The 24,832-nt window shown below is 69.2% G+C and carries 25 protein-coding genes; 16 read left to right on the forward strand and 9 right to left on the reverse strand.

The annotated features are described in order from the left end of the window. Positions 1 to 145 precede the first annotated feature (145 nt). From O5O54_RS00735 to O5O54_RS00755, 5 genes are all read left to right on the forward strand, one after another. The gene (locus tag O5O54_RS00735; protein WP_279477762.1) at positions 146 to 997 is read left to right on the forward strand and encodes a DUF2793 domain-containing protein; all 852 of its coding nucleotides are present in this window, start codon (positions 146 to 148) and stop codon (positions 995 to 997) included. 109 nt (positions 998 to 1,106) lie between these two features. Then, on the forward strand, positions 1,107 to 2,243 hold the full coding sequence (locus O5O54_RS00740; protein ID WP_279477763.1) for an anhydro-N-acetylmuramic acid kinase: 1,137 nt from the start codon (positions 1,107 to 1,109) through the stop codon (positions 2,241 to 2,243). 92 nt (positions 2,244 to 2,335) lie between these two features. After that, positions 2,336 to 2,839 carry a 2Fe-2S iron-sulfur cluster-binding protein gene (locus tag O5O54_RS00745; RefSeq protein ID WP_279477764.1) on the forward strand — a complete coding sequence of 168 codons (504 nt, stop codon included), beginning with the start codon at positions 2,336 to 2,338 and terminating at the stop codon, positions 2,837 to 2,839. After that, on the forward strand, positions 2,836 to 3,819 hold the full coding sequence (locus O5O54_RS00750) for a xanthine dehydrogenase family protein subunit M (RefSeq protein ID WP_279477766.1): 984 nt from the start codon (positions 2,836 to 2,838) through the stop codon (positions 3,817 to 3,819). Before O5O54_RS00745 ends, O5O54_RS00750 begins: the two co-directional genes overlap by 4 nt. Further along, positions 3,819 to 6,062, forward strand: a complete 2,244-nt coding sequence (locus tag O5O54_RS00755; RefSeq protein WP_279477768.1) for a xanthine dehydrogenase family protein molybdopterin-binding subunit — start codon at positions 3,819 to 3,821, stop codon at positions 6,060 to 6,062. The genes O5O54_RS00750 and O5O54_RS00755 overlap by 1 nt, the downstream gene beginning before the upstream one ends. Before the next feature lie 187 nt (positions 6,063 to 6,249). On the opposite strand, the gene O5O54_RS00760 is transcribed toward O5O54_RS00755, so the two are convergent. Both O5O54_RS00760 and O5O54_RS00765 read right to left on the reverse strand, forming a co-directional pair. After that, complete coding sequence (locus O5O54_RS00760; protein WP_279477771.1) at positions 6,250 to 7,206, reverse strand: sugar kinase; 957 nt, start codon at positions 7,204 to 7,206, stop codon at positions 6,250 to 6,252. After that, positions 7,206 to 8,129 carry a ribokinase gene (locus O5O54_RS00765; protein WP_279477773.1) on the reverse strand — a complete coding sequence of 308 codons (924 nt, stop codon included), beginning with the start codon at positions 8,127 to 8,129 and terminating at the stop codon, positions 7,206 to 7,208. Before O5O54_RS00765 ends, O5O54_RS00760 begins: the two co-directional genes overlap by 1 nt. Positions 8,130 to 8,230: 101 nt before the next feature. Between O5O54_RS00765 and O5O54_RS00770 the strand changes: the two genes are divergently transcribed. From O5O54_RS00770 to modC, 4 genes are all read left to right on the forward strand, one after another. Then, positions 8,231 to 8,626, forward strand: coding sequence for a winged helix-turn-helix domain-containing protein (locus O5O54_RS00770; protein WP_279477775.1), 396 nt, complete (start codon positions 8,231 to 8,233; stop codon positions 8,624 to 8,626). A 68-nt stretch (positions 8,627 to 8,694) separates the two neighbouring features. After that, positions 8,695 to 9,450 (forward strand): molybdate ABC transporter substrate-binding protein, encoded by a 756-nt coding sequence (modA, locus tag O5O54_RS00775; protein WP_279477776.1) that lies wholly within the window; start codon positions 8,695 to 8,697, stop codon positions 9,448 to 9,450. 6 nt (positions 9,451 to 9,456) lie between these two features. Beyond that, positions 9,457 to 10,137 carry a molybdate ABC transporter permease subunit gene (modB, locus tag O5O54_RS00780; protein WP_279477777.1) on the forward strand — a complete coding sequence of 227 codons (681 nt, stop codon included), beginning with the start codon at positions 9,457 to 9,459 and terminating at the stop codon, positions 10,135 to 10,137. After that, a complete protein-coding gene (gene modC / locus O5O54_RS00785) occupies positions 10,134 to 11,237 on the forward strand; it encodes a molybdenum ABC transporter ATP-binding protein (RefSeq protein ID WP_279477779.1) in 1,104 nt (367 codons plus the stop codon). The genes modB and modC overlap by 4 nt, the downstream gene beginning before the upstream one ends. Positions 11,238 to 11,245: 8 nt before the next feature. Here modC and O5O54_RS00790 read toward each other — a convergent pair whose 3' ends face one another. Next, on the reverse strand, positions 11,246 to 11,488 hold the full coding sequence (locus tag O5O54_RS00790; RefSeq protein ID WP_279477780.1) for a DUF1127 domain-containing protein: 243 nt from the start codon (positions 11,486 to 11,488) through the stop codon (positions 11,246 to 11,248). Positions 11,489 to 11,572: 84 nt separating this feature from the next. On the opposite strand from O5O54_RS00790, the gene O5O54_RS00795 reads away from it, so the two are divergent. After that, a complete protein-coding gene (locus O5O54_RS00795) occupies positions 11,573 to 12,985 on the forward strand; it encodes a PLP-dependent aminotransferase family protein (protein ID WP_279477782.1) in 1,413 nt (470 codons plus the stop codon). Positions 12,986 to 13,027: 42 nt separating this feature from the next. Here O5O54_RS00795 and O5O54_RS00800 read toward each other — a convergent pair whose 3' ends face one another. Together O5O54_RS00800 and O5O54_RS00805 are read right to left on the reverse strand one after the other, a co-directional pair. Further along, the gene (locus O5O54_RS00800; RefSeq protein ID WP_279477783.1) at positions 13,028 to 16,168 is read right to left on the reverse strand and encodes an efflux RND transporter permease subunit; all 3,141 of its coding nucleotides are present in this window, start codon (positions 16,166 to 16,168) and stop codon (positions 13,028 to 13,030) included. Beyond that, positions 16,165 to 17,382 carry an efflux RND transporter periplasmic adaptor subunit gene (locus tag O5O54_RS00805; RefSeq protein ID WP_279477785.1) on the reverse strand — a complete coding sequence of 406 codons (1,218 nt, stop codon included), beginning with the start codon at positions 17,380 to 17,382 and terminating at the stop codon, positions 16,165 to 16,167. Before O5O54_RS00805 ends, O5O54_RS00800 begins: the two co-directional genes overlap by 4 nt. 84 nt (positions 17,383 to 17,466) lie before the next feature. Between O5O54_RS00805 and O5O54_RS00810 the strand changes: the two genes are divergently transcribed. Beyond that, positions 17,467 to 18,102, forward strand: coding sequence for a TetR family transcriptional regulator (locus O5O54_RS00810; RefSeq protein WP_279477788.1), 636 nt, complete (start codon positions 17,467 to 17,469; stop codon positions 18,100 to 18,102). 1 nt (position 18,103) lies between these two features. Here the strand turns inward: O5O54_RS00810 and O5O54_RS00815 are convergent, their stop codons facing one another. Then, on the reverse strand, positions 18,104 to 18,376 hold the full coding sequence (locus tag O5O54_RS00815) for a hypothetical protein (RefSeq protein WP_279477790.1): 273 nt from the start codon (positions 18,374 to 18,376) through the stop codon (positions 18,104 to 18,106). Positions 18,377 to 18,580: 204 nt separating this feature from the next. On the opposite strand from O5O54_RS00815, the gene O5O54_RS00820 reads away from it, so the two are divergent. Further along, positions 18,581 to 18,985, forward strand: a complete 405-nt coding sequence (locus O5O54_RS00820) for a helix-turn-helix domain-containing protein (RefSeq protein WP_279477792.1) — start codon at positions 18,581 to 18,583, stop codon at positions 18,983 to 18,985. Between the two features lie 3 nt (positions 18,986 to 18,988). Continuing rightward, complete coding sequence (locus O5O54_RS00825; RefSeq protein ID WP_407061633.1) at positions 18,989 to 19,441, forward strand: DUF6456 domain-containing protein; 453 nt, start codon at positions 18,989 to 18,991, stop codon at positions 19,439 to 19,441. A 4-nt stretch (positions 19,442 to 19,445) separates the two neighbouring features. Here O5O54_RS00825 and O5O54_RS00830 read toward each other — a convergent pair whose 3' ends face one another. After that, a complete protein-coding gene (locus tag O5O54_RS00830; protein WP_279477793.1) occupies positions 19,446 to 19,868 on the reverse strand; it encodes a SufE family protein in 423 nt (140 codons plus the stop codon). Positions 19,869 to 19,926: 58 nt separating this feature from the next. Further along, positions 19,927 to 20,343: a DUF5330 domain-containing protein gene (locus O5O54_RS00835; RefSeq protein WP_279477795.1), complete on the reverse strand. Its 417-nt coding sequence runs from the start codon at positions 20,341 to 20,343 to the stop codon at positions 19,927 to 19,929. A gap of 393 nt (positions 20,344 to 20,736) precedes the next feature. Between O5O54_RS00835 and O5O54_RS00840 the strand changes: the two genes are divergently transcribed. The 3 genes from O5O54_RS00840 to O5O54_RS00850 are packed head-to-tail and all read left to right on the forward strand — an operon-like array spanning position 20,737 to position 23,544. Then, positions 20,737 to 22,455 (forward strand): HAMP domain-containing sensor histidine kinase, encoded by a 1,719-nt coding sequence (locus tag O5O54_RS00840; RefSeq protein ID WP_279477796.1) that lies wholly within the window; start codon positions 20,737 to 20,739, stop codon positions 22,453 to 22,455. Then, positions 22,430 to 23,200 carry a peptidoglycan-binding protein gene (locus O5O54_RS00845; RefSeq protein WP_279477798.1) on the forward strand — a complete coding sequence of 257 codons (771 nt, stop codon included), beginning with the start codon at positions 22,430 to 22,432 and terminating at the stop codon, positions 23,198 to 23,200. The genes O5O54_RS00840 and O5O54_RS00845 overlap by 26 nt, the downstream gene beginning before the upstream one ends. A gap of 8 nt (positions 23,201 to 23,208) precedes the next feature. Next, positions 23,209 to 23,544 carry a DUF1491 family protein gene (locus tag O5O54_RS00850; RefSeq protein WP_279477799.1) on the forward strand — a complete coding sequence of 112 codons (336 nt, stop codon included), beginning with the start codon at positions 23,209 to 23,211 and terminating at the stop codon, positions 23,542 to 23,544. A gap of 10 nt (positions 23,545 to 23,554) precedes the next feature. Here O5O54_RS00850 and O5O54_RS00855 read toward each other — a convergent pair whose 3' ends face one another. Next, a complete protein-coding gene (locus O5O54_RS00855) occupies positions 23,555 to 24,601 on the reverse strand; it encodes a hypothetical protein (RefSeq protein WP_279477801.1) in 1,047 nt (348 codons plus the stop codon). Positions 24,602 to 24,832 lie beyond the last annotated feature (231 nt).

Here is a 24,832-nt window from a genome sequence, read left to right on the forward strand (position 1 = left end):
GTCTCAAGAATGCAACCTGTGTTGCTCGGTAGGCACAACCTTCGAGGGTGTTGGGAGGTGGGGTGGCGGAAGGGTTTCTTTGCCCCGTTTTTCCCCTTCCGGCCGCGTGCCGACACGATCTCCCCCTCACCGGAGATCGCTCGCCATGTCCCAATCGCCCCGCCTGTCCCTGCCGCTGCTGATGCCCCAGCAGGCGCAGCGTCACCTCACCCTGAACGATGCCTTCCGCCTGCTGGACGTGCTGGTGCAGACCGCCGTCGTCTCGGCCACCCGGAGCGACGAGCCTTCGTCACTCGTGGAAGGCGAGCTCTACATCCTTCCGCCGAGCGCGGCCGGCGCCCATTGGGGCGAGATGGAGCCGGGCTCGCTGGCGCTAGTCGAGAACGGCGGCTTCGTGGAGATTGCACCCGTGAAGGGGCAGATCGCCTATGTCGCCGATACGAGGACGCTGCTCCTCTTCGACGGTGCCGCCTGGGATCCCGAACCCTTCGCGCGGGACGAGTGGCCGGCGATCGGCATCAACGCGGAGCCCTCGACCGCGAACCGCCTGACCGTCGCGGCCGATGCGGAACTCCTCACATACGACGCGCGCACGCCGGGCTCGGGCGACGCGCGCAAGGTCGTCAACAAGCAGGCGGCGGAGCGCACGGCGTCCGTCCTGTTCCAGACCGGCTTTTCCGCCCGGGCGGAGCTCGGGCTGATCGGCGAGGACCGGCTCGCCCTGCGCGTCTCGGCGGATGGAGAGACGTTCCGGTCGGCCCTCAAGGCCGATGCCGCGCAGGGGTACGTTTCGGTGGCGCAGGAAGCGGCGCCGGTCTGTGCCCTCGACGTGGGTGGCGCGGTGCGCGTCGCGGCCTATCTGAAGAGCGCGCTGCCGCCGGCCAGCGCGGGGGCGGGGCAGGTCGTCTTCGTGTCCGACGAGGCGGGCGGCGCGGTTCTGGCCTTCAGCGACGGCGCGGCTTGGCGAAGGGTCACGGATCGCGCCATCGTGACCTGAGGCGCGCGGTCGGGACTGGCCCGCCAGCTTGGCGCCGGGCAAGGCATGCCACAGCCTTGGGCCGGCGACCGGCGAATCGTCGCCGGGCATGCTTTGGAGTGATGATCGAATGTCGATGTGGGCGATCGGGTTGATGACCGGAACGGTGCTCGACGGCAATGTCGACATCGCCATGCTCTGCACGGACGGCGAGACGATCCACGAATTCGGTCCGACCCTGCTGGCGCCGTATCCAAGGGACATCCGCCCGCTCCTGAAGGAGACGCTCGCCGCCGCTGCGCGCTGGAGCTTCGAGGGTCCCGAGCCCGCCATCTTCGATACGGCCGAGGAGGCGCTGACGGTCGCCCAGTCGGACGCGGTCGCCGCCTTTCTGGAGGACGAGGGCCTGCCGAGCGTCGACTGCGGCGTGATCGGCTTCCATGGCCAGACGGTGCTCCATCGCGCGCCTGCGGGCGACCGCCCCGGCGACACCCGCCAGCTCGGCGACGGAGAGGAGATGGCGCGACGGCTCGGCATCACCGTGGTCTACGATTTTCGTAGCCGCGACGTGGCTTTCGGCGGCCAGGGCGCGCCGCTCGCCCCGATCTATCACAAGGCGCTGCTCGCCCGGATCGGGGCCGGCGAGGACACCGCCTTCCTCAATCTCGGCGGTGTCGCGAACATCACCTGGGTTTCGGCCGACGGCGAGATGCACGCCTTCGACACCGGCCCGGCCAACGCCCCGCTGAACGACTGGGTGCAGGCGCATGCGAAGCGCGACATGGACCGCGACGGGCTCCTCGCCGCCGCCGGCCATGTGGACGAGGCGCGGCTGGCCAAGCTGCTGGAGCACCCGTATCTCTCGGCGCCATACCCTAAATCCCTGGACCGAAACGACTTTACGTCTCACATGGCCGACGGGCTGTCGCTGGAGGACGGTGCTGCGCTCCTCACCGCCTTCACGGCAGGCGCCGTCGGAAAGGCGCTGGACCGCCTGCCGCGGCGCCCGCGCAGGCTGGTCGTCGGCGGCGGCGGACGGCGCAATCCCGTGCTGATGCGCGAGATCGCGAAGCGGTCGGGCGCCGAAGCGGTGGATTGCGATGCGCTCGGTCTTCGCGGTGACGCGATCGAGGCGGAGTGCTTCGCCTTCCTGGCGGTGCGCGTGCTGCGCGGCCTGCCGATCAGCTTTCCCTCCACGACGGGCGCCCCGCAGCCGCTCACCGGCGGGCGCATCGCGCGCCCGGTCGGGGTTCCCAGCGCGTCCTAGGCGCGCGAAAAGCACGCATCCCTTCCTTTCCACGCATCCAAGCCGCCCCAACTGCGTTCCCGATTTGGAAACGTTACAGGAAGCGGACGACGATGCGACTGAAGGTCAACGGATCGGAGCACGATCTCGACGTGGATATCCGCACGTCGCTGCTCGATGCCCTGCGCGATCATCTCGCGCTGACGGGATCCAAGAAGGGCTGCGACCATGGCCAGTGCGGCGCCTGCACGGTGCTGGTCAACGGGCGCCGCGTGAACTCCTGCCTCACGCTTGCGGTCATGCACGAGGGGGACGAGATCACCACGATCGAGGGCCTCGGCGCCCCCGGCCACCTGCATCCGATGCAGGAAAGCTTCCTCCATCATGACGGTTACCAGTGCGGCTACTGCACGCCCGGCCAGATCGTCTCCGCCGTCGGCATGCTGGGCGAAGCGCGCGACAACTGGCCGAGCCATGCGTCCGAGGCGCTGGACGGCCCGGTCGAACTCACGGACGCCGAGATCTCCGAGCGCATGAGCGGCAATCTCTGCCGCTGCTCGGCCTATCCCAACATCGTGGACGCCATCCGCGATGCCAGCGGAAAGGGCGCGGCATGAAGACCTTCGACTACCAGCGCGCCACCAGCGCCGCCCAAGCCGCCTCCGTGGCCGCCGATGCCGCGACGAAGTTCATCGCCGGCGGCACCAACCTCCTCGACCTCATGAAGCTGCAGGTGGAGACGCCGAGCCGCCTGGTCGACATCACACGGCTGCCGCTCAAGACGATCGAGGCGGACGGGGAGGGGCTACGGATCGGCGCCCTCGTCACCAACAGCGATCTCGCCGCCGACGAGCGCATCCGCCGCGACTACGCCGTCCTGGCGCGCGCGCTGCTTTCGGGCGCCTCAGGCCAGCTCCGCAACAAGGCGACGACCGGCGGCAATCTCCTCCAGCGCACGCGCTGCGGCTACTTCTACGAGACGAGCGCCCGCTGCAACAAGCGCGAGCCGGGCTCGGGCTGCGACGGACGCGGCGGCTTCAATCGCATCCTCGCCATTCTCGGCACGTCCGAGCACTGCATCGCGACCCACCCGTCCGACATGGCGGTGGCTATGCGCGCGCTGGATGCCGAAGTGCTGACGATCAAGGCGGACGGCACGGAGCGGCGCATTCCGATCGCAGATCTGCACCGTCTGCCGGGAGATGCGCCCCATATCGAGACGAACCTCGAGCCGGGCGAGCTGATCACCGCCATCCGCCTGCCGAAGCCGCTCGAAGGGCGGCATCTCTACCGCAAGGTCCGCGACCGGGCATCCTATGCCTTCGCGCTCTTCTCCGTGGCGGCCGTTGTCCGGATGGACGCGGGGCGGATGGCCGACGTGCGGCTCGCCTTCGGCGGGATCGGCACGGTGCCCTGGCGCTCGAAGAGCGTCGAGGAGGTGCTGATCGGCGAGGAGCCGGGCGAAGTCGTCTTCGCTCGGGCGGCCGATCTCCTTCTCTCCGATGCCCAAGGCTACGGCAACAACGACTTCAAGATCGACCTGGTGCGCCGGACGCTTCCGGCGGTGCTCGCCGACGCCGCGCAGGGAGGGGTATGATGGACACGACCAACAGCTTCAAGATGGACGAGCCGATCGGCGAGACGCGGCTCGACCGCAACGTCCAGAACGTCATCGGCAAGGGCGTCGACCGGTTCGAAGGGCCGCTCAAGGTCTCGGGCCGGGCGCCCTATGCCTATGAGAACCTTCCCGGCGAGCGCGTGGCCTACGGCTACATGGTGCTGTCCACCATCGGTTCGGGCAAGGTGAAGTCGATCGAGACGATGCGCGCGCGCTCGGCGGCCGGTGTTCTCACCGTGATCGTCGACAAGCGATCCCCGCGGGCCGCCGCCGATCCCAACGACGCCGCGCCCAAGCCCGCGGCGGGCGAGGTGACCCATTACGGCCAGCCGCTCTGCCTCGTGGTCGCGGAAAGCTACGAGGTGGCCCGCGACGCGGCCAGGCTCGTGGAGGTCGAGTACGAGAGGGAAGAGGGGCGATACGATCCGATCGCCGACCAGGACAAGGCGCATCGCCCGCCGGACGGTGCCACGCCCGCGACCACGGAGAAGGGCGACTTCGAAACCGCCTTCTCCCAGGCCGCAGTCACGCTGGACGCGACCTACACGACGCCGAGCCAGAGCCACTCGGCCATGGAGCCGCACGCGGCCGTCGCGCACTGGGAGGGGAAGAAGCTCAAGCTCTACGGCTGCTACCAGCTCGTCTCCACCAATGTCGGGCAGCTCGCCAAGGCGCTGGGCATTTCCAAGTCCGATGTCGAGATCGTCGCGCCCTATATCGGCGGCGGCTTCGGCGGCAAGCTCGGCATCGGCCCGGAATCGGTCTTCGCGGCCATGGCGGCGCAGGAAATAGGGCGCCCGGTCAAGATCGCCCTCACGCGGCAGCAGGTGTTCCAGACCACCTCGCGCCGCTCCGACACGATCCAGCGCATCCGCCTCGGCACCACGGCGGACGGCGTGATCACGGCCATCGGCCACGACACGATCGCGAGCAACACGCCGGGGGACGAGTTCTTCGAACCGGCCGGTATTTCCACCGTCTTCCTCTACGGCGGCGAGAACCGGCGGATCACCCATCGTAAGACCGACGTGAACATCCTTCTGTCGTCGTCCATGCGGGCGCCCGGCGAGGCCGTCGGCATGCTGGCGCTGGAGAACGCGATGGACGAGATGGCCGAGAAGCTCGGCCTCGACCCGATCGAGTTCCGCAAGCGCAACGAACCGGAGGTCGATCCGCAGGACGGCCTGCCCTTCTCCTCGCGCAAGCTGGTGGAGTGCATGGACGTCGGCGCGAAGCGGTTCGGCTGGGACAAGCGCAACAAGGAGCCCGGCACGCGTCGCGAGGGCGAGTGGCTGGTGGGCATCGGCATGTCCACGGCCTCGCGCAAGAACCTCCTGCAGCAGTCGTCGGCGCGCGTCACCTTGTCGGCCGCCGGCGAGGCGCTGGTCGAGACCAACATGACCGACATCGGGACGGGCACCTATACGGTTCTCCAGCAGATCGCGGCCGAGATGCTGGGCCTGCCGCTGGAGAAGGTGAGCGTGAAGCTCGGCCATTCCGGCGACCCCGACGCGCCGGGCTCGGGCGGTTCCTGGGGCGCCAATTCCTCGGGCTCTTCGGTCTTCGTTGCCTGCGAAGGCATCGTCGAGGCGATAGCCAAGAAGCTGAAGGTGAAGCCGGACGAGCTGACGCTGAAGGACGGCACGGCGATCGCCGGCAACCGGCAGACGAGCTTCGTCGACATCCTCGCCGGCGAGCCCATCTCGGTGACCGGCACGTTCAAGCCCGGCAAGGCCTTCCAGAACACGCATCAGGCCAGCTACGGCGCGCATTTCTGCGAAGTGGCGGTCAACGCCTATACCGGCGAGACGCGGGTCCGACGCCTCCTGACCGTGGCGGCGGCGGGCCGCATCCTCAACGAGAAGACCGCGCGTTCGCAGTGCCTCGGCGGCCAGATCTTCGGCATCGGCACGGCGCTGACCGAAGAGCTGGTGGTCGACAAGCGCTCCGGCCTCATGGTCAACCACGACCTCGCCGAATACCACGTGCCGGTGAACGCCGACGTGCCGCAGCTCGATGTGGTGTTGCTCGAGGAGCGTGATCACGCGGCGAGCCCGCTAGCCGGCAAGGGGATCGGCGAACTCGCGATCAGCGGCGTCGGCGCGGCCGTCACCAACGCCATCTACAACGCCTGCGGCGTGCGCGTGCGCGACTACCCGATGACGCTCGACAAGGTGCTGCGAGGGATGCCGCGCGCGAGCGTGTCGCAGGCGGCGGAGTGAGATCGCCGCGCCGTTTCAGATAGAGAGGCTGCGGCGCTGAGAGGCGCCGTGGCCTGCTCGATATGGACGCGGCCTCAATCCCCCGCACCCGTCATCCTCGGGTCAAGCCCGAGGATGACGGCTTTCCGGGGTGGGGTACCAATTGGAAACCCGGCCCCTGCCAACCAGCTCCGAGGCTCGTTGGCCCTCACCCAAGCGGCCCCTCCGCCCACATCGTATTCTCCCGCGCGACGATGGCGCCGTATTCGCCGATCACGGCGGAGGCCATGCGGTGGCCGGCTTGCGCCGCCTTTTCGAGCGATCCGCCCTTCAGCACTACCGCCATGGCCGCGCCGTTGAAGCTGTCGCCGGCGGAGGTCGTGTCCACGATGCGCTGCGCCTTCCGGCCCGCGACCTCGCGGAGCTTGCCGGGCTCGGCCACCACGGCCGGATCGCCGCCGGACTTCACGATGGCGGCCGAGGCGCCGAAGCCGAGAAGGCGCTCCGCCGCGGCATGGGCGTCGCGGTCGCCAAAGAGCGCCTGCTCGTCGTCGAGCCCCGGCATGGTCAGGGTGGCGGCGCCGTGGGCGCCGGCGATCGTCTCGCGCGCGGCGTCGAGGCTCTCCCACAGGCGGGGGCGGTAGTTGCCGTCGAAGCCGACGATGCGCCCGGCCGCCTTCATCGCGCGGGCGAGCGAGAGGAGGCGCTCGCGGCCCGCGGGCGGAAGGATGGCGAGCGAGATGCCGGTGAAGTAGAGCGCGTCGAAGCCGGAAAGGTCCCGTGCCAGCGCTTCCTCGCGTCCGTCGGTGAACAGCCGGCGCGCGGCCGCCGCCGAGCGCCAGTAAGCGAAGGACCGCTCGCCTTGGCTGTCGCGGCTGATGGCGTAGAGACCGGTCGTTTCGCCGGGGGCGAGGTGGACGTGCTCCGTCTCGACGCCCTCGGCCTCGATGAAGGCCGGGATCTCGCGGCCGAAGGGATCGTCGCCAAGCCGGGTGACGTAATGCACCGCGACGGCCCTGTCCGATCCGAGGGCGCGGCGGCAGTAGACGGCGGCGTTCAGCGTATCGCCGCCGACCGTCCTGTGCATCGTGCCGGGCGCCTCGCCGGGCTTCTCGTAGAGTTCGATCATGCACTCGCCGAGAAAGGCGATGCGAGCGGCGGCCATCAGTTCGCCTCCGCCAGGAAGGCGTCGATGCGCTCCGCGCTCGGCATGGCGCTGCGGGCGCCGAAGGACAGGCAGGCGAGCGAGGCGGCCGCTACGGCGCGCCGGATCGCCTCGGCCATGTCCAGCCCGGCGTCGAGCCCGGTCGCCAGCACGCCGCACAGCGTGTCGCCGGCGCCCGTCGTGTCCACCGGCTCGATACGCGGCGCGGCGAAGCGCTCGACAGCGCCTTCGCGGGTCACGAGGAGGGCGCCGGCACCGCCAAGCGTCGCCAGGACGGACAGGTCCGTCGCAGCCGCTACGGCCTTTGCGGTCTCCTCCGGCTCGCTCGGCGAAAGACCGAGGATGCGGGCCGCTTCGTCCAGCTCGTGTTCGTTGACGATCAGGAGGTCGGTGGACTGAAGGAGGTCCTTCAGCCGCGCCGCTTCGACGCCTTGCGGCACGGGCGCGAGGTTCAGGATGACGCGCGCGCCGACGCCTCGTCCGGCGCGCGCGGCGGCCACCGTCTCGTCGAAGGGCAGCTCCATCTGGAGGACGAGGACGGAGGAGCCGTGCTCCCAGCGGCCGGTGAGCTGGCTGGCGACCACCGCGCGGTTGGCGCCGCTCGCAACCGTGATGGCGTTCTCGCCGTCGGCGGCCACCGAAATGAAGGCGCAGCCCGTCGGCTCGTCCAGTCGGGCGAGGCTGGCGACGTCGATCCCCTCGTTCGCGAGCGCCTCGGCCTCGCCGTTCCCGAAGGCGTCGCGCCCCACGGCGCCGACGAAACGGACCCGCCCGCCGGCGCGGGCGGCGGCTACCGCCTGGTTCGCGCCCTTGCCGCCCGAAAGCTGCTCGTAGCCCGGCGCCAGGACCGTCTCGCCGGGCTTCGCGATCGCGGCCACCTTGCAGACGAGATCGACATTTACCGATCCGAACACGACGATCATGGCGCAGCTTCTCCCTTGGCTCTTCCTGCTCCGTAGCGAAGAGGCGGGAGGGGAACAAGCGCGGCGCTGGACAAGAGCGTATCGCGCGTCGACAAGACGTCATGACCATCGATCGAGCCCCGTCCGACCTCGACCGCGTGCCGCGCCTGCGCCTCGTCTTCGGCGAGCGGCGCATCGTCGGGCCGGGGCGGGCGGACCTTCTGGAGGGCATCGCCGAAACCGGGTCGATCGCCGGGGCCGGACGGCGCATGGGCATGAGCTACAAGCGCGCCTGGAGCCTGGTCGAGGAGCTGAACGCGACCTTCGATGCGCCGCTGGTCTCCATGAGTCGCGGCGGCAGCGGCCATGGCGGCGCGGCGCTGACCGAACTCGGCGGAGAGGTGCTGGAACGCTATCGCCGGATGCAGCGCCTCAGCGACGCGGCCATCGCGGACGATCTGGAAGCCCTGGCGCGCCGGTTGGGGCCTGGGACAGGCGATATGTCCGATCGGAAATAACGCTTGCCGAGCGGGCGGGCGCCTAGCTAGCCTAGCGATATGTCCTCTTGGCCATATCGGTGCGCTCCATGATTCGCAGCCTTGCCCATGCCGTTTCGCTGTCGGTTCTCGGCCTCGCGCTCCTGCCGCCCAGCGCCCTCGCGGCTTCGACGCAGGTCGCGGTCGCCGCCAACTTCGCGGACGCCGCCAGGGAGATCGCCGAGGCCTTCAAGGCGATGACGGGCGACGAGGCGGTGCTCTCCTTCGGCTCGACCGGTCAGTTCTACACGCAGATCACGCAGGGCGCTCCGTTCGAGGTCTTCCTGGCCGCCGACGACGCGCGGCCGAAGCGGGCGGTGGACGAGGGCTACGGCATCGCGGGCACGGTCTTCACCTATGCGATTGGCCAGCTCGTCCTTTATTCGACCGAGGCCGGAAAGGTGACCGGCGAGGATACGCTGAAGGCGGACGGCTTCGCCAAGATCGCCATCGCCAATCCGGAGGCCGCGCCCTACGGCGCCGCTGCGATCGAGGCGATGAAGGGATTGGGGGTCTACGAGACGCTGCAACCCAAGATCGTGCAGGGCACGTCGATCGCCCAGGCCTACCAGTTCGTGGAGACCGGCAATGCCGAACTCGGCTTCGTCGCGCTGGGGCAGGTGATCCGAGCGCAAGGCGGCTCGCGATGGGACGTGCCGCAATCGCTCTACACGCCGATCCGGCAGGACGCGGTGCTCCTGAAGACGGGCGAGGGGAACGCGGCGGCCAAGGGCTTCCTGGAGTTCCTCCGCTCGCCGGAGGCCGTCGAGATCATCCGCAGATACGGTTACCGCACGGGCGAGTAGGGCTGGATGGACTGGAGCGAACTCTGGTCGCCGATCCGGCTGACGCTGGAACTGGCGACGCTGACGACCTTGCTTCTTCTAGTGATGGGGACGCCGATCGCCTGGTGGCTGTCGCGCTCGCGCGCCTGGTGGAAGGAGGCGGTGGCGGCCGTCGTCGCCCTGCCGCTCGTGCTGCCGCCGACGGTTCTGGGCTTCTATCTCCTGATCGCGCTGGGGCCGAGCGGCCTCGGCGGCTGGTTCGGCCCGTTCTTCGGACTGCGCACCTTCGCCTTTTCCTTTCCCGGCCTGGTGCTGGGCTCGGTGGTCTATTCCATGCCCTTCGTGGTCCAGCCGATCCGCAACGCCTTCGAGGCGGCGGGCGAGCGGCCGTGGGAAGTGGCGGTTACCTTGCGCGCCTCTCCGTGGGACCGGTTCTGGAGCGTCGCCGTGCCGCTCGCACGGCCGGGCTTCCTGACGGGCGCGGTGCTCGGCTTCTCCCACACGGTCGGCGAGTTCGGCGTGATCCTGATGATCGGCGGCAACATTCCCGGCACGACCAAGGTCCTGTCGGTCGCGATCTACGACTATGTCGAGACGCTGCAATGGCAGAAGGCGCATGTCCTGGCGCTCGGCATGCTGGTCTTCTCCTTCCTGGTAATCTTTTCCGTCTCGATGCTGGAGCGCCGGCGCGGCGGTCTCCTGCGATGATCGCGGCGGCGTTCCAGGGGCGGCTCGGCGGCTTCTCGCTGGACGCCGCGTTCCACGCGCCGATGCGCGGTGTGACGGCGCTGTTCGGCCCGTCCGGCTGCGGCAAGACGACGATCCTTCGATGCGTCGCCGGGCTCCAGCGGCTGGACGGTGTTCTACGGATCGGCGGCGAGGTCTGGCAGGAGGGGGGGACCTTCCTCGCGCCGCATCGGCGCCCGGTCGGCTACGTCTTCCAAGAGGCGAGCCTCTTCGCGCACCGCTCGGTGCGCGGCAACCTCCTCTACGGCTTCGAGCGCGCCACCCGCGGCGCGAGCGGACCTCCGGCGATCGGCTTCGACGAGGTCTGCGACCTTCTCGGCCTCGACCGGCTGATCGACCGGTCGCCGCGCCATCTGTCGGGCGGCGAGCGGCAGCGGGTGTCGCTCGGCCGGGCGCTCCTTTCGCAGCCGCGCCTCCTCCTGATGGACGAGCCGCTCTCGGCGCTCGACGCGATGGCCAAGGCGGAAATCCTGCCCTACTTCGAGCGGCTCCACGCGCGGCTCGACTTGCCGATCCTGCTCGTGACGCACGACATCGCCGAGGTCGAGCGTCTGGCGGACCGGCTGGTCCTGCTGCGGGCTGGACGTGTCGAGGCCGAGGGGCCGCTCAACGATCTCCTGACCGATCCGGCCTTGCCCTTCGCCCGCACGCGCGGCACCGCCGCGGTTCTGGTCGCGCGGGTTCTCGGGAAAGAGCCGGGCGATGGATTGCTGCGGCTCGATCTCGACGGACAGGCGGTGCTGGTCGCGGGCGTCTCACCGGAAGCGGGCACCGCCGTCCGGCTGCGGGTGGCGGCCTCGGACGTCAGCCTAACTCTGGACCGGCCCTCGCGGTCCACGATCCTCAACGTTCTCGCGGCGCGGATCGTGACGGTCGCCGAGGCGGGGGAGGCGGAGGTCGCCGTGTCGCTGGCCCTGCGCGACGGGGCGGGGCAGCGGCTCCAGGCCCGCATCACCCGCCGCTCGCTCGACGCGCTGGCGCTCGCGCCCGGCATGGACGTCTTCGCCCAGATCAAGGGCGCCTCGCTCAGCGCCTCGCCGAGCGGCTGCGCCCCTGAGTGACGGGCCGGTCAGTCGATATAGAACGACCGCCGGCCCTCGCGCAGGGCTTCGTCGCGCGTGACGCCGATATCGCGCAACTGATCGTCCGAGAGGTCGAGCAGCGCGCGACGGCTGCGACGCAAGCCGGCCTCGCGCTTCAGGCGGGCGAGCGAGCGGAGAGCTGCCTCCCAAGGCGAGATAATCCTCGCAGGGCGATCGCACCGCGATCCGATTGTACCCCTCGAATACCAAAGCTTCAGCCAGGCGGCCATGATTGTACCCCAATTTATCATTCGGGATGGGTTACAATCTGTACCGTTGACCCTGATTGTGAGGCAAGATACGTTCTTGTCACCATGACAAATTGGCTTCCCACGATTGTCGCCGGTGACGGTCCGTACTATGCGCGGCTCGCGGACGCGATCGAGACGGCCGTGGACGATGGCGTCTTGGCGCCGGGTGCGCGTCTGCCGCCTCAGCGGAACCTCGCCTTCGACCTAGGGGTGACAATCGGTACAATCGGGCGAGCCTATGCGCTCCTGCGAGAGCGAGGCCTGGTGAGCGGCGAGGTCGGGCGCGGCACCTATATCCTCGATCAAGGGAGAGGCCAGGCGGATCGTCCCAGCCTGGCCTTTTCGTCCTTCGGCGGCACGCGGCTCACAGACGCGCCGCCGGGCAAGCTGCGGATGGACACGACCGCCGCGCCCGATCTCGGGCAGGACGCCGTGGTCGGCCCCTTGTTCGCCGAGATCGCGCGGGAGAACCCGCTGGAGATCGCCAGCTATTCGCGCACCCATCTCAACTCCTGGCTGGAGGCTGGCGTGCGCTGGCTGGGGCGCAACGGCTGGAGGCCACAGCCGGACGACATGGTGCCGACCCACGGCGCGCACGCGGCCGCGCTCGCGGTGATCGCGGCGATGACCGCGCCGGGCGACCGGGTCGCCTTCGAAACGCTGACCTACAGCCAGATCAGCCGCAGCGCCCGGCTGATCGGCCGGCGAACGGTGTCGATGGAGATGGACGAGCACGGCCTCGTTCCCGACGACTTCGAGCGCGTCTGCGCCCAGCAGCACCCCAAGCTCGCCTTTCTGATGCCGGCCGGGCACAACCCGACGCTCGCGATCCTTCCCGAGGACCGACGCCGCCAGATTGCGGACATTGCCCGGCGGTACAATGTCTGGCTGATCGAGGACGAGGTCTATGGCGGAACCACGGGCGATCCGACGCCGCTCCTGGCGAGCCTCGCCCCGGAGCGCACCTTCGTCGTCGGGGGGCTGTCGAAGAGCGTGGCGGCGGGCGTTCGCGGCGGATGGGTGGCTTGTCCACCCAACGTCGCACAGCGCTTGAAGGTGACGCACAAGCTGACGACCGGAGGGCTGTCCTTCATCCTCGCCGAGGCCGGCGCGCGCCTCGTGCTGTCGGGCGCGGCGGCCGAGCTTCGGGATCGCGTCACGGGCGAGATCGCGGCGCGTGAGGGCCTGGCGCGTCAGATCCTGGCCGAACACGAGTTCACCTCGCACCCGCATCTGCCGTTCCTGTGGCTGAAGCTGCCGTCGCCTTGGCTGTCAGGAACATTCAAGGCGGCGGCAGCGCGCGACAACGTGCTGATCGACGACGAGGACGAGTTCAAGGCCGACCGGCTGGAGCGCAGCTTCCACCGCGTGCGGATCGCCTTCTCCTCCGTCGATCGGGCGGCGATCGTGGCAGGCTTCCGGCGTGTCGGAAGCCTTCTCGAGTCGGGCGCGGCCGGCTACGACGGCGAGGTCTGAGCGCAAAAAGGGCGCCTCGCGGCGCCCTTTTGCTGCACATCCTCAGTGGGCGGGCTTCGCCTCCGGCGGCGTGGAGCCCGCGTCCTTCGTCTTCGGCTTCTTGTCGCGCGCGAGCAGCTTGTAGAACAGCGGCACGAAGAAGATCGCGACGAAGGTCGCCATCAGCATGCCGCCAATCACGCCCGTGCCGATCGAATGCCGGCTGGCCGAGCTGGCGCCGGTGGCGATGGCGAGCGGCACGACGCCGAGGATGAAGGCCATCGACGTCATGACGATCGGGCGGAAGCGCAGCTTGGCCCCTTCGAGTGCGGCGTCGAAGGCCGATAGACCTTCCTCGCGCTTCAACTGCGCGAATTCCACGATCAGGATCGCATTCTTGGCCGCAAGGCCCACCAGCGTCACCAGACCGATCTGGAAGTAGGTGTCGATCTCGAGCCCGCGCAGCCAGATGGCGAGCAGCGCACCGAACATGGCGAAGGGCACGGCGAGGATCACCGCGATCGGCAGCGACCAGCGTTCGTACTGCGCCGCCAGGATCAGGAACACCATGACCATGCCGAAACCGATGGCGATGGCACCCGTACCGCCGGCCTGGATCTCCTGGTAGGCGGAGCCGGTCCAGGCGATCTCGTAGCCCTCGGGAAGGGCCTCGGCCGCCGCTTCCTGCATCGCCTGGAGCGACTGCCCGGACGAGTATCCGGGAGCCGGGCCGCCCGAGACCTTGGCTGCGTTGAAGGCGTTGAAGCGCTCGATCAGATCCGGGCCGACGATGCGCTTGGTGATCAGGAGTGAATCCAGCGGCACCATGGAGCCGTTGGAGGCCTGGACATAGACGAAGCGCAGGTCCTCGGGCTTCTCGCGGAAATCGGACTCCGACTGAAGCGAAACGCGGTAGTTGCGGCCGAGCAGGGTGAAGTCGTTGACGTAGAGCGAGCCGAAGGTCGACTGCATGGTCTCGAAGATGGAGGCGATGGGAACGCCGAGCGCCTTCGCCTTCTCGCGATCGACGTCGATCTGGTACTGCGGCACGTTGGCCTCGAACGTGGTACGCACGCCCGAAAGCTCCGGCCGTTTGGCGGCCGCCGCGACGAGGGACTGCGTCGCCTCGATGAGCCCTTGGCTGCCCTGGCCGGTCCGGTCCTGGACGAAGAGGTCGAAGCCGCCCGTGGTCGAGAGGCCCTGGATCGGCGGCGGCGAGAAGGCGAGCACCATGCCGTCCTGGATGCCTGCGTTCATGCCGATGAAGGCGCCTGGCAGGTTCCGCGCGTCCATCGACGGATCGGTGCGCTCGGACCAGTCCTTGAGCGTCACGAAAGCCGCGCCCGCGCTGGACTTCTGCGAACCGGACAGGAGGTCGAAGCCGGCAAAGGCGACGACATCCTCGACCGCCGGGTGCTGGCGAATGTTGGCCGACACCTGGTTCATCACGTCGGTTGTCCGCGACAGCGAGGCGGCCGGCGGCAGCATGGCGACCGCGAGGTTCGTTCCCTGGTCCTCGTCCGGCACGAGCGAGGACGGAATGGTCTGGAAGAGATAGACCGTGCCGCCGATCAGCGCGAAGAACAGGACGAGCGACAGGAACGCCCGGCGCATGAAGAAGGCGACGCCGTGGCCGTAGGCGTTCGTCAGCTTGTCGAACATCCGGTTGAACCAGCGGAACGGCGCCAGCGGCTCCTTGTGCTCCTTGCGCAGGATCAGGCCGCAGAGCGCGGGCGTCAGCGTGAGAGCCACGATGCCGGAGATCGTGACCGAGGTCGCGATGGTCACGGCGAACTGCCGATACATCGTGCCCGTCAGGCCACCCAGGAAGGCGACGGGGATGAAGACGGCGCAGAGCACCAGAACGATGGCGATGACGGGCGAGGTGACCTCGCTCATCGCCTTGGCTGTCGCGTCCTTCGGGTTCAGTCCCTCGTCGCGCATGATGCGCTCGACGTTCTCGAGCACGACGATCGCGTCGTCCACGACGATGCCGATGGCGAGAACGAGCCCGAACAGCGTGAGGAGGTTGATCGAGAAGCCGAGAGCCAGCAGGACGCCGAAGGTGCCGATGATCGAAACGGGCACCGCGATCATCGGGATCAGCGTCGCGCGGAAGCTCTGGAGGAAGAGGTAGACCACGACCAGGACGAGCACCATCGCCTCGATGAACGTGTGGATCACCGATTCGATGGAGGCGTTGATGAACTTCGTCGTGTCGTAGGGGATCGCGTAGGTGATGCCGTCCGGGAACGACTGCGACAGCTCCGACATGCGCGTATTGACGGCCTCCAGCACGTTCAACGCGTTGGCGCCCGGCTGGAGATAGAGGCCGATCGGGATCGTCTCGTTGCCGTTGTAGGTGGCGTTGAAGGCGTAGTCCTGCGCCCCCAGCTCGACGCGCGCGATGTCCTTGAGAAGCAGCGAGGCGCCGTTGGCGTCGGAGCGGATGATGATGTTCTCGAAGGCCTGCGCGTCCGGCAGGCGGCCGGCGGTCGTCACCGAATAGGTGAAGGCCAGCGGCGTGTTGGATGGCTGGGCGCCGAACTGGCCGGCGGCGAACTGGGCGTTCTGCTCGCGGATCGCGTTGGCGACGTCGCCGGGCGTGAGCTGGTACTGGGCGAGCTGGTCGGGGCGCAGCCAGATGCGCATGGAGTAGTTGCGCTGCCCGAAGAGCTGCGCGTTGCCGACGCCGGGCACGCGCTTCAGCTCGTCCAGCACGTAGAGGAGTGCGTAGTTCGAGACATAGGTCGCGTCGTAGCGCGGGTCGGACGAGGACATGGTCGCGACCGCGAGGATCGACGAGGACTGCTTCGTCACGGTCACGCCGAGGCGCTGCACCTCGGCGGGAAGGGACGAGATCGCCTGCTGCACGCGGTTGTTGACGTTGATGGTCGCCTGGTCGGGATCGGTACCCGATTGGAACGTGACGTTGATGGTCGAGGTGCCCGCCGAGGAGTTCGACGAGTTCATGTAGATCATGTCCTCGACGCCGTTGACGACCTGCTCGATCGGGGCCGCGACGGTCTGCGCCACGGTTTCGGCGGAGGCGCCGGGATAGGTCGCGGCGATCTGCACCTGCGGCGGCACGAGCTCGGGATACTGCTCGATCGGCAGCGAGCGCATGCCCGCAAGGCCGGCCAGAAGGATGATGATCGAGATGACGGCCGCAAAGACCGGCCGGTCGACGAAGAAGCGGTTCACTGAGCGGCTCCGGCCTGGGGCGCGGCGTCGGCGGCCGCCTGCTGGGGCGCGGCGCCCTCGGCGCCCGCCTGCGGCTGGCCTTGCTGGGGCGCCTGGCCCTCGGTCGGGGTCACCGGCGAGCCAGGGCGAACCTTGATGACGCCGATGGTGACGATGCGGTCGCCGTCCTTCAGGCCGTCGGAAATCAGCAGTCGGCCCTCAAGCTCGCGCCCCACGGTGACCGGGCGCACCGCCGCGACGTTCTTGTCGTCCAGCGTGTAGACGAAGGTGCCCTGCGGACCCTGCATCAGCGCCTCGGTCGGGATGGTCACGGCGTTGGGGACGACGATGCCCTCGATCTCCACGCGCACGAACTGGCCGGGCAGGAGCTGACTGTCCGGATTGGGCAGAACGGCGCGCGACAGGATCGTACCCGTCGACTGGTCGATGTTGGAGGAGGTGAAATCGATCGTGCCGGTCTGATCGTAGTTGGTGCCGTTGCCGAAGCGAACGGTGACGCGCAACTGATCGAGCGAACCTTCGGCCTGCCCGGACTCGATCATGTTGCGGATGGAGAAGGCCTCCGAATCGGCGGCCGAGAAATTGACATAGGCCGGGTCGAGCTGGGTGATCCGCGTCAGGAGATCGCCGGTGTTGAGGAGCGAGCCCTCCGGCACCTGTTCGAGGCTGGTGATGCCGCTGGCCGGCGCTTCGACGGAGGCGTAGTCGAGCGAGAGCGTTGCGGTCTGGAGCTGCGCCTCGGCGGCGGCGACCTGCGCGTCGGCCAGGAGGCGCTGCGAGGTCGCGTCGTCGAGCGTCGCCGTGGAGGTCGCGCCCGAGCGCACGAGGGCCTGGGTCCGCTCCTGCGTGCGGACGGCGTTGGCCTGCGTTGCCTGCGCCTGCTGCAGTTGCGCCTCCGCCAGGGCCACCTGCGCCTCGAACGGGCGACGGTCGATCTCGAACAGGAGGTCGCCCTCGTTGACGCGCGAGCCCTCGTTGAAGGCGCGCCGAAGCAGGATGCCGCCGACCTGGGCGCGGACTTCGACCTCACGCGACGAGGCGACGCGCGCGGGATACTCGAAAGTGACCGGCACGTTCTCCGCCTTCACGGTCGCCACCGTCACGGCGGGGGGAGGGGGAGCGGCACCGCCGCCGGGCGCCTGCGCCAGCGCCAGCGCGGGGGCGACGAATGCCAGAAACACTGCCGTCGACAGGAGAAGGGAAGAACGAGGCATCGGGAACTCCGGGAGGCCGGACCGCGCAATCCAGCTTGAAGATGCGGCTACATACATTCATATATGGATGTATTCAAGGAGGCGATGGTGCGGCGAACCAAGGCAGAAGCTCTCGAGACGCGAAGCGTGATTCTGGATGCCGCCGAGCAGGAGTTCTTCGAGCGGGGGGTAAGTCAGACAAGCCTCACCCACATAGCGTCGCGGGCCGGACTGACGAGGGGCGCGATCTACTGGCACTTCTCGGGCAAGAGCGACCTGTTCCTGGCCATGCACGAGCGCGCCTACCTGCCGCAGCGCGTCTTTCTCGACAGCCAGAACCTCCTCTCCGACGAGCGCCCGCTGGCGGCGCTGGAGCGCACGATGCTGGAGAGCATGCGCCGGTTCGTCGCCGACGAGCGGGCCAAGCGGGTCTATTCGATTTTGGTTCTGCGCTGCGAGTATGTGGGAGAGATGGAAAACGTCATGTGCGCCCATCGCGAGGGCGAAGACCACATGATGGCGGTGATCGTCGCGGCCTTCGAAAAGGCGCGCGACCGGGGAGAACTGCGGGCGGGCCTCTCGCCGGCGCTCGTGACCAACGTGTGCATGGGCGCGATGACCGGCCTTCTGACCGAGTGGCTCCGACAGAACGAGAGCTTCGACCTCGTCGCGGCCGCCGAACTAGCCCTGAGCGGCCTGTTCGACGGCCTGCGAACGGTGCGGCTGGCCAAGAGCGCCTGATCTAGAACGGCATGGCTGGCACGGCTCGAAGGGCCATCAGGCGGCGGACCGCGATGTGGCGATTGAGGTCGTAGCCGGGGTCGCCGCTCCGCGCCCTGCGCCGAAGGCGGGCATCCTCCGCCGCCAACGCCTTCCATGCCTCAATGGAATAGGGGTTCGCGCCGGCGGCCGCGGTGTCGGGTGTCAGATGCCGCCGCAGCCCTTCGCCGAAGCGACGCACCTCCTGTCGGAGGCGTTTCTCGAATCGCAGGATCGCTTCGTCGCTCGGATGCATGTTGAAAATCCACGTTGAAGCCGCAGCTTCGACGCCGCCGCTGCCGCGTGGACTGAATTCCTAGAGCCGGCTGTGGATTCCGGGGATATCTGACGTGCGAGGTCAGCCGTCTCGGGCTTTGCGAACGGTGGCGTTAAAGAAAATATTCCTACACCCGTTCCGGCCTTGTTAGCGTTCGCTCATCGCAAGCCACGGAGTCCCGTCATGTCCCCCCGTTTCGACCGAGCCACTGTCGCCCATCTCCCTCCGCCCGCCGGCCGCGGCAACTTGGGCGGACAGGGGCGGCTCCAGTGCCGTGTCGCGATCGATATCGTTTCGGCGTTCCTGGGCGTGCCGGCCGCCGACATCCTGTCCGAGCGGCGCGCGCAGGCACCCATCGCCCGTGCACGGCATGTCGCGATGTATCTTGCCCATGTCAGCTTCCAGCTTTCGCTGAACGCGGTGGCGAACGGCTTCGGGCGCGATCGCAGCAGCGTGTCCTACGGGGTCGCGCGGGTCGAAGACGGGCGCGACGACCGCGCCTTCGACGCCATGCTCGGCCGGATGGAGGCGCTTGCCCTGTCCTGCCGCCGCCTGATGATCCCCGGCGCCGCCGACGAGGACTTCTGACCGATGGCGGCGAGCGACGAATCACCGCTCACCCGGCTTGCATCCCGCAAGGGCACCGACGGAAAGCCGTACCTTTCCGCACCCGAAGTGGCGGCAGGCGAGCGTCTGCGGATCGACTTCACCCGCGGGGGCCTCAGCCCCAGCGTCACCCAGCGCTGGGACGACGCGCCGCGCACAGGCGGGCGGGCAGGGCCGACCGACCTGTCGGACGCGGTTCTGGATTGCCGGCGTCGGGTGGAACTGGCGCTGAAGGCGGTCGGCCCGGAACTGTCAGGCGTTCTGCTCGACGTCTGCTGCTTCCTGAAGGGGACCGAGCGGGTCGAGGCCGAACGGCAGTGGCCGGCGCGGTCGGCCAAGCTGATGCTGAAGGCCGGCCTTTCGGCCCTCGCCCGGCACTACGGGCTGGTGCACGAAGCGGAGGCGGGGCGCGGAGCGATCCGCGCCTGGAAGGGCTGACTGGTCAGGCGGCTTCCATCGCGGCACGGGCGTCGGCCTGGATGCGCCGGACCATGGAGCGAAGGCCGTTGGAGCGCTGCGGGGTCAGGTGATCCTGGAGGCCGATGCGCCCGAAGAGGGCTTCGGCGTCGAGCGTCAGAATCTCCGGCGCCGTGCGCCCGGAGTAGAGCGAGAGCGCGACGGCGACGAGGCCCTTCACGATATGCGCGTCGGACTGGCCGGCAAAGGTGACGTGCGGAGGCGAGGCGTCGTCGGTCCGGCTGGTAAGCCAGACCTGGCTGACGCAGCCGGGCACCTTGGTCTGCTCGTTGCGATCCGCCTCCGGCATGTCCGGAAGTTCGCGTCCGAGTTCGATCAGGTAGCGGTAGCGGTCTTCCCAATCGTCGAGAAGCTCGAAGTCGGAGACGATCTCGTCGATGTCGCGCATGATGTCCTCTTTGCCCGGGCCTCATATAGGCCGGCGGACAGCGCTTGTCAGGCGGGACTCAGCCGGCGGGGGCGACATAGGGGCGCGGCGGCGGCACGGCGAACCCGTGCGCCGGATGCGGGCGCTCGTGCGGCACCCCGCCGGACGCCGGCTGTGCGACTTCCGCGGTCGCGGCCGGCAGCACGGGACCCGGCTCCGTCGCTGGGGCGGCGACGCTGCCGGCCGCGAGCCCGTAGACGAAGGTCATCCCGTCCACGATGCGCGCGCCGGCGAACCGGATCGCGTCGCGCCCGCTTTCGCAGGCCATCGGCGCGCGATCGCAGAAGCCGCCGATGTCGGCGGCCGCCTGTTGCGCGGCGAAGGCGAGGGCGCCGGCCGAAAGGCCTGCCGGCACGCCCGCTTCGTCGCCCGGTCGGGGGGCGAGGAAGAAGAGCGCGAGGCCGATCAGGAAGGCGAGCTTCAGGAGGAGGCGCATTTCAAACCCGATGTCTCCGCATTGTCCCGTCGCCCCACGTTCCGAACGCATGGGCGTCGTATCGGCACAATGGGGCCGCGCTCCTTGGCGGCTGCTTCAGGACTTAACTCAAATTCGATCGATCCGTTTCGAACGGTCGCCCGCCCGGCCCGTGCCGTGGCCTCCGGCACAGCCTCCAAACCCTTGTGAACAAGGGATTTTCGGTCGGATCGGATCGTTAACCACGATCCCAATCGACGCATCGGGCATCGCGACGGCGGGCGAGGGCGGGCGTTTGCCTGCCCGGCTTATGGCTTCCTTAAAAGGTTAAGCCCAATCTCCCATCCATGGTGATTGACGGTTCGGAGGACCCATGAGGGGTCCGTTGATCGAACCGCCGCATGTGGATTGACGATGGCGCATACGCGAAACAGCCGGGAAACCGGACCATCGACCGGCTTCTGGAGCGGTGTCGGCCAAGGGCTCGACCGCGTGTCGGAAACGGTCGGCGCTTCGGTCGGGACGCCGGGCATGCGCCGCAACGGCCGGCTGGCCGCCGGCCTGATCGGCGCGAGTCTTCTGGCCGCCGTCCTGTCGCCCCTCGCGCTGGTCGTGCCGGGCGGCGCCGCCGCCCTGCCGGTTCTGCTCGGCACGGCCGTGGCGTTGCTCGCGCTCGCGAGCGCGCTGGCCGCCGGCGCGGAACTCGACCTCGTGCTGGTCGGCCTCCACCTCGTCGCCTCCGTGGTGCTCGGTCTCGTGGCGATCGCGCTGGACAGCCTGTGGCCGCTGGTCCTGGTGGCCGTCGGCCCGATCGAGGCCTGGAGCGCCGGCGCCGGCGTGCGTGCGCGGCTGATGGCACCCGCGGTTCTTGCCGCGATCGGCCTGACGGGGTTCCTGTCTCTCCACGGCATGGGGCCGGCGGGGCAGGGGCTGGCCGGATACACGCTCGCCCTGCCGCTCTGCGCGGCCTATGCCACCTTCGTCGCCTGCCGCGCCGTCTTCGGCGCGCGGGCCGAAGGGGCGGCCGACGGCGAAATCCTGGCGACGCTCGACGTGGACGGGATGACCGTGCCGCACGGCGGTGCCGCGTCCCAGGCCTTCGTGCACCGGCTCCACCTTCTCGACCGCGTGGCGTTCCTGCGCGCCCTCGACGACCTGCGCGCCGGCGCGCCGACCCGATCGCTGTCGCTTCGGCTGCGGGTGGACGGCGAGACCTTCCGCGCGGCGGACCTGCTGATCGAGCCGGTTCGTGGCAAGACGGGCGCTCTGGAGGCGATCCTGGTGCGCGAAACCCAGAGTTCCGGCGCTCCGTCCGGCGAAGGGCAGACGGACGCAGGCCGTCAGGCCGCCTTCATCGCGACCGTCTCGCACGAGCTGCGCACGCCCCTCAACGCGATCGTCGGCTTTGCCGACATGCTGGACCAGGAACTGTGCGGCCGCCTGACGGACCCCCGCCAGAAGGAGTATGTCGGGCTGATCCGCCGGTCGAGCGAGCACCTGCTCGGCGTGGTCAATGGGCTTCTCGACATGTCCAAGATCGAGGCCGGACGCTACGAGCTGCAGCTCGAGGCATTCTCGCCGGCCGAGATCGTCGCGGCGTCGGCCGAGATGGTGCAGGGCCTGGCCGAGCGGAAAGGGCTCCGGCTCACGGTCCACGCGCCCGACACGGCCGGAACGCTCATAGCGGATCGTCACGCCTGCCGGCAGATCCTCGTCAACCTGCTTTGCAACGCGGTGAAGTTCACGGATCGCGGAACGGTCTGCCTGACCGTGGTCCAAGACCCCGACTTCCTGACCTTCACGGTCAGCGACACGGGCATCGGCATCGCGCAGGAGGACATCGCGCGCCTCGCGCAGCCCTTCGTCCAGCTTTCCCAGGGCGCCTCGCGGCGCTACGAGGGAACCGGGCTCGGCCTGTCGCTCGTGAAGGGGCTTGCCGAACTCCACCACGGCAGCCTCCACATCCGTAGCCAGCCGGAGCGCGGCACCACCGTCACCGTCCGTATTCCGACCGACTGCGCCGAACGGATCCAGGCCGCCCGAACCCATTCCGACAATATCGTAGCGTTGACCGATGCCCGCAAGAAAACCAGCCTCCTCCGCCAAGATGCGCAAGCCCTCCGCACGGCGTGACCCTGCCGGCGGTCTCGCCGGGCAGGTGGCGCTGCTGGCCGCCCGCGCGTCGCTGGCCGGACTGGCCGCCGGCGCGCGGATCGTCGCCGCGCGCCCGGCGTTGTTCGGCGGCATCGCGGTGTTCTCCATTTCGGCGGGTCTCGTCGCCGACAACGCGCTGAACCGGCAGGCCGGCCCGCACCGGCATCCCATGCTGGTGACGCGCGGCTTCGAGCCGCAGGCGCCGGCCGTCCGCCCCGTTCGCGAGGCGGCGGCCAAGCCCGCGCCGATCGGCAACGACCCCCGCATCCTCGCTTTTCCCCTCGTGCGCGAGGTGCAGTCGCTCCTCGCCGAACAGGGTTATTACTCGGCCGAGGTGGATGGGCGTGCGGGCCAGGCCACGGACCTCGCGATCCGCGCCTTCCAGAAGGATCGGGGCCTGCGCGTCGACGGCATGGCGACCCCGCTTCTCCTGACGCAGATCCGCGCGGCGGGTCAGGTCGAGGAAATCGATCCGACGCAGGTGGCGAGCCTGGAGAGCCCGGACGTCGCGTCCGACGCGTCGGGCGGCGGCGGCAGCGAACTCGTGCGGCAGATCCAGGCGGGGCTGTCGGACGCCAAGGTCGCCGACCTTCGGGCGGACGGCATTCTCGGCGAGCGTACCAGGGCCGCGATCCGCACCTTCCAGGCATTGGAAAGCCTCGACGTGACCGGCGAACCCTCTCAGGAGGTGCTCGACCGTCTGCGCGCCATCGCGGCGCGCTGACCGACGGGATGCGCCTGACGAGCGAGATGTTCGCGGCCTATCTGGTGCGCCGCGTGTTTTCGGATGGAGGCTTCGCGGCCGTGGTCCGCAAAGGGGCGGACGCGGCCGGCGCGGTGTTCCTGGTGCTGCGCGACCGGACGGGAGGCATCCGCCTTCTCGGCCCGGCGCCCCAATCCATGGCCGACGAGAAGGGCGACCGGCGCTTCGTGGTCGAGGACATCGCCGACGAGACGGCGCTCGACGCCCGCTTAACGCGGGAGGCGCGCTTCGACCCCGACTTCTGGGTTGTGGAACTCGAGACCGACCGGCCCGAGCGCTATCTCACGATCGTCGAGGCCGACTGACGGTCTCGCGTCAGTTGCCCGTCTTGCGGGCCGCCGGCTGCTCGGTGCGGCGGCCGAACTCGCGGCGGACGGGCTCGAAGGAGCGGATTCCCTCGGCGGCGCCGAGGCGCGGCGCCGGCTGAAGCCGCGCGGCGTTGACCATGGAGCGGCAGTCCTCGCTCTTCAGGGTCCGGTAGAAGAGCGCCAGCTTGTCGAAGGCCGACACGTCGAGGCCGATGAAGGGCTTGAGCATCATCAGGATGCTCATGGCGTCGGCGGACGTCACCTTCAGCGCCTTGAGAGCGACCGCCAGCCGTTCGCCGGTGGCATCGGCCGCGATTTCGAGCACCGTGCGCGCGTCGATCGGCAGGGCCTGTGCCAGCATGTCGTAGAAGGCGGCTTCCTGCCGCTCCATCGCGAGAAGCATCAGGGCTTCCAGGTCGAGCGGCTGGGTCGGGGGCGGCGTGCGGCCCGTCAGCGCGAGACGACGAAGGGCCTCGCGGACGCCATCGACCGAGGGGCCGGGGCGGCGCTTGGGCGGCGCGGGCTCGAGGAGCGGCGTCTCGGCCAGAAACTCGGGCGAAAGAGAGGGGCTGGCAGAGGACGCCGGAGCGGCGGCGGGGCGCTCGCCGGCGGTATCCGCCTCGGCCGCGGCCGGCTCGGCCGGGGCGGGGGCGACGCGCTGTTCGGGGCCCTCGGCGCGGCGGACGCGGTTGTCCAGAAGACGCAGGACACGCTCGTCGCCCGAGCGGCGCAGCCGGGTGATGTCGGCGTCGTCCAAAGCCGGGCTCGAGATCAGGAAGGGGGCGGAGACCTCGATGGATTCGCCGAGGAGGAGATCCACCAGCGCGCGCGGCACGCGCATGGAATGCGACAGCGCGGCCGCCACGTTGCGGCGCGTGTCCGTGTCGATCCGTGTCCAGAGGGGAACCACCAGCCGGGCCATCTCGTCGGCCTGCCGCTGGCTTGGGTGGCGCAGGGCGCCGTAGGCCGTGATGGCGGCCGTCACCACCGTGTCGAACTGCTGGACCGACTGACGTTCGAGGGATCGGAAGATCCGCGGGGCGGCGTCCTTCATGGGGCTCCAGGCGTATGTGCGGGTGAGAACCGGCGTCCGGTAGAGTTAGACGGAATCTCTTAGCAACCTGTTAACCCTGCGAAGCCTGCCCCCGGCTTGCGCAGCCCCTGGAACGCCGCGAAACCGGTCTCTGTTCGACGACGTTTCATCCACACGTTGCGCGGTCAGCGCCGGACAAGGCGACTGCGACAAGGTGGCGGCGGGAGGCGATGCGAGTCTTGCGGATCGCCC

Source organism: Aureimonas sp. SK2, from assembly GCF_029813115.1.
In the GTDB taxonomy this organism is placed as follows: Bacteria; Pseudomonadota; Alphaproteobacteria; order Rhizobiales; family Rhizobiaceae; genus Aureimonas.

Excerpts from the sequence above, each read along its gene's own strand:
- O5O54_RS00735 (WP_279477762.1), top strand. The coding sequence starts at position 146 with ATGTCCCAATCGCCCCGCCTGTCCCTGCCGCTGCTGATGCCCCAGCAG.
- O5O54_RS00740 (WP_279477763.1), top strand. The coding sequence starts at position 1,107 with ATGTCGATGTGGGCGATCGGGTTGATGACCGGAACGGTGCTCGACGGC.
- O5O54_RS00745 (WP_279477764.1), top strand. The coding sequence starts at position 2,336 with ATGCGACTGAAGGTCAACGGATCGGAGCACGATCTCGACGTGGATATC.
- O5O54_RS00750 (WP_279477766.1), top strand. The coding sequence starts at position 2,836 with ATGAAGACCTTCGACTACCAGCGCGCCACCAGCGCCGCCCAAGCCGCC.
- O5O54_RS00755 (WP_279477768.1), top strand. The coding sequence starts at position 3,819 with ATGGACACGACCAACAGCTTCAAGATGGACGAGCCGATCGGCGAGACG.
- O5O54_RS00760 (WP_279477771.1), bottom strand. The coding sequence starts at position 7,206 with ATGGCCGCCGCTCGCATCGCCTTTCTCGGCGAGTGCATGATCGAACTC.
- O5O54_RS00765 (WP_279477773.1), bottom strand. The coding sequence starts at position 8,129 with ATGATCGTCGTGTTCGGATCGGTAAATGTCGATCTCGTCTGCAAGGTG.
- O5O54_RS00770 (WP_279477775.1), top strand. The coding sequence starts at position 8,231 with ATGACCATCGATCGAGCCCCGTCCGACCTCGACCGCGTGCCGCGCCTG.
- modA (WP_279477776.1), top strand. The coding sequence starts at position 8,695 with ATGATTCGCAGCCTTGCCCATGCCGTTTCGCTGTCGGTTCTCGGCCTC.
- modB (WP_279477777.1), top strand. The coding sequence starts at position 9,457 with ATGGACTGGAGCGAACTCTGGTCGCCGATCCGGCTGACGCTGGAACTG.
- modC (WP_279477779.1), top strand. The coding sequence starts at position 10,134 with ATGATCGCGGCGGCGTTCCAGGGGCGGCTCGGCGGCTTCTCGCTGGAC.
- O5O54_RS00790 (WP_279477780.1), bottom strand. The coding sequence starts at position 11,488 with ATGGCCGCCTGGCTGAAGCTTTGGTATTCGAGGGGTACAATCGGATCG.
- O5O54_RS00795 (WP_279477782.1), top strand. The coding sequence starts at position 11,573 with ATGACAAATTGGCTTCCCACGATTGTCGCCGGTGACGGTCCGTACTAT.
- O5O54_RS00805 (WP_279477785.1), bottom strand. The coding sequence starts at position 17,382 with ATGCCTCGTTCTTCCCTTCTCCTGTCGACGGCAGTGTTTCTGGCATTC.
- O5O54_RS00810 (WP_279477788.1), top strand. The coding sequence starts at position 17,467 with ATGGTGCGGCGAACCAAGGCAGAAGCTCTCGAGACGCGAAGCGTGATT.
- O5O54_RS00815 (WP_279477790.1), bottom strand. The coding sequence starts at position 18,376 with ATGCATCCGAGCGACGAAGCGATCCTGCGATTCGAGAAACGCCTCCGA.
- O5O54_RS00820 (WP_279477792.1), top strand. The coding sequence starts at position 18,581 with ATGTCCCCCCGTTTCGACCGAGCCACTGTCGCCCATCTCCCTCCGCCC.
- O5O54_RS00825 (WP_407061633.1), top strand. The coding sequence starts at position 18,989 with ATGGCGGCGAGCGACGAATCACCGCTCACCCGGCTTGCATCCCGCAAG.
- O5O54_RS00830 (WP_279477793.1), bottom strand. The coding sequence starts at position 19,868 with ATGCGCGACATCGACGAGATCGTCTCCGACTTCGAGCTTCTCGACGAT.
- O5O54_RS00835 (WP_279477795.1), bottom strand. The coding sequence starts at position 20,343 with ATGCGCCTCCTCCTGAAGCTCGCCTTCCTGATCGGCCTCGCGCTCTTC.
- O5O54_RS00840 (WP_279477796.1), top strand. The coding sequence starts at position 20,737 with ATGGCGCATACGCGAAACAGCCGGGAAACCGGACCATCGACCGGCTTC.
- O5O54_RS00845 (WP_279477798.1), top strand. The coding sequence starts at position 22,430 with ATGCGCAAGCCCTCCGCACGGCGTGACCCTGCCGGCGGTCTCGCCGGG.
- O5O54_RS00850 (WP_279477799.1), top strand. The coding sequence starts at position 23,209 with ATGCGCCTGACGAGCGAGATGTTCGCGGCCTATCTGGTGCGCCGCGTG.
- O5O54_RS00855 (WP_279477801.1), bottom strand. The coding sequence starts at position 24,601 with ATGAAGGACGCCGCCCCGCGGATCTTCCGATCCCTCGAACGTCAGTCG.